Source organism: Specibacter sp. NPDC057265 (assembly GCF_042668835.1).
Lineage (GTDB): Bacteria > Actinomycetota > Actinomycetes > Actinomycetales > Micrococcaceae > Specibacter.
In genome coordinates this window covers 1-2,035 of sequence record NZ_JBHUYE010000045.1, presented here as the reverse complement: position 1 = coordinate 2,035, position 2,035 = coordinate 1, and the positions used below count along the sequence as shown (strand labels likewise).

The 2,035-nt window shown below is 65.6% G+C and carries 2 protein-coding genes; one reads left to right on the top strand and one right to left on the bottom strand.

Going from position 1 to position 2,035, the window contains the following annotated elements; all coding sequences use genetic code 11:
• Nucleotides 1-110 precede the first annotated feature (110 nt).
• Nucleotides 111-971 (bottom strand): class I SAM-dependent methyltransferase, encoded by an 861-nt coding sequence (locus tag ACFUCV_RS14920; protein ID WP_380817111.1) that lies wholly within the window; start codon nucleotides 969-971, stop codon nucleotides 111-113.
• Nucleotides 972-1,230: 259 nt separating this feature from the next.
• Between ACFUCV_RS14920 and ACFUCV_RS14915 the strand changes: the two genes are divergently transcribed.
• Nucleotides 1,231-1,977, top strand: coding sequence for a phosphoglyceromutase (locus ACFUCV_RS14915; protein WP_380817109.1), 747 nt, complete (start codon nucleotides 1,231-1,233; stop codon nucleotides 1,975-1,977).
• Nucleotides 1,978-2,035 lie beyond the last annotated feature (58 nt).

The window sequence follows — 2,035 nt, the reverse complement described above, 5'->3', positions numbered from 1 at the left end:
GCATCGGGGGAGGTGCGCGAAAAGCGGGGACGTGCGCGACGCGTGCGGTCATTTGCGGGGACATAGGCGGCGCGTGCGGTCATTTGGGGGGACGTTGGCGGCGCCTGCGGTCATTTGGCGGGGGCCACTGCCCGCCACTCCACTGTCAGCTCACCCAAACGCCAACGCGAGGGATCGCGCACCAGGGGCCAGCCGTCGTCGTACATTTTCTGGCACATGGCCAACCAGCGCTGCCGGTGGCCAAAAGCCGCCAGCGGAGCTCCGGCGAGCCAGTGCTTGTCCAGCGCCTGCAGGAAATCGTGAATTTTCTCGCCGGGAACGTTGTGGTGGATCAGGGCCTTGGGAAGGCGGTCCGCGGCGTCGGAGGGCAGCTCGAAGGAGCCAAAGCGCAGTGAGAGGCTCAGGGACAGCGGGCCGCCGGCATCAAGGGCCACCCACGTGCAGCGGCGGCCAATTTCATCGCAGGTGCCGTCGATGAAAATGCCGTCCGGGGCCAGCCGCGCGCACACTGTCTCCCAAATGAGCCGCACATCAGCTTCGTCATACTGGCGCAGGACATTGAAGGCACGCACCATGGTGGGACGTTCGGGGGTGGGAATTTCAAAACCACCCCTGCGAAAGTCCAGGCCGGGGTGCTCCAGCGGCTTGGCACTGCGCACCCTGTCGGGTTCAATTTCAATGCCCGTGACGTGGGCGCCGGGGCACACGGCGTGAATGCGCCCGTAGAGTTCCACGGCGGTGGCCGGGGAGGCACCGTAACCAAGATCCACCACCAGCGGAGCGGCCGCACGGCGCAAGCGCCACTGCTGCGGGCCGGCGAGCCAGCGGTCCACCCGGCGCAGCCGGTTCGGGTTGGTGGTGCCGCGGGTGACATTGCCAAAGGGCTTGTTGCGGGGGCGGGCCGGGCGTTGTGACGTGCCTGTGACGGGGTCGGCTGAGGCCGTTTTGACCCGCTCCGCCCGTTGCACCACCTCACCAGTTTAGTGCTTGCCGCAGAGTGCGCGGTCCCGGCGCGGATGCCGGCGCGGGTGCGGCGCGGATGCTCATGCGCAAAACCCGGCGCCGGTGCGGCGCATGGTGGCATAGGCGCAAAACCGGATGCCGGTTCATCGCATGGGGTGCCACACCCGCAAGCCACGGCCACAGGCCACCCCGCCGGCCCACGCCCGCGGGCCGTGGATTTTGCGTAGCATTTGAGCTCCGCGCGCCGCTGCCCGGTAGACTTGCCCCATGACCTATACGTTGATTTTGCTTCGCCATGGCCACAGTGAGTGGAACGCCAAGAACTTGTTCACCGGATGGGTGGACGTTGATCTCAATGAACAGGGACGCACCGAGGCAGTCCGCGGCGGTGAGCTGCTGGTGGAGAACGATCTGCTCCCCGACGTGCTGTACACCTCCCGTCTCAAGCGCGCCATCAACACCGCCAACCTGGCACTGGAAGCTGCCGACAGGGGCTGGATTGACGTCAAGCGCGACTGGCGCCTGAACGAACGCCACTACGGTGCCCTGCAGGGCAAGGACAAGGCCCAGACCTTGGCCGAGTTTGGTGAAGAGCAGTTCATGGAATGGCGCCGCAGCTACGACACCCCGCCGCCTGCCCTGTCCGATGACAGCGAATTCTCCCAGGCCAACGATCCCCGGTACGCGGACCTCGGCGATGCCCTGCCCCGCACCGAGTGCCTGAAGGATGTTTTGGTCCGGCTGCTGCCGTACTGGGAATCAGACATCAAGGCGGACCTCAAGGCCGGAAAAACGGTGCTGGTCACCGCCCACGGCAACTCGTTGCGCGCCCTGGTCAAGCACCTCGACGGCATTTCCGATGACGCCATTGCCGCGCTCAACATCCCCACGGGCATTCCGCTGGTGTATGAACTGGATGAGAACTTCGCCCCCATCACCCCGGGCGGAAAATACCTGGATCCGGAGGCGGCAGCCGCCTCCATTGCCGCTGTGGCAAACCAGGGAAAAAAGTAGGCCCAGGCGTTAAAAACAGGACGCCGGCTTCCTTGCCTTTTATGGGCAAGTAAGCCGG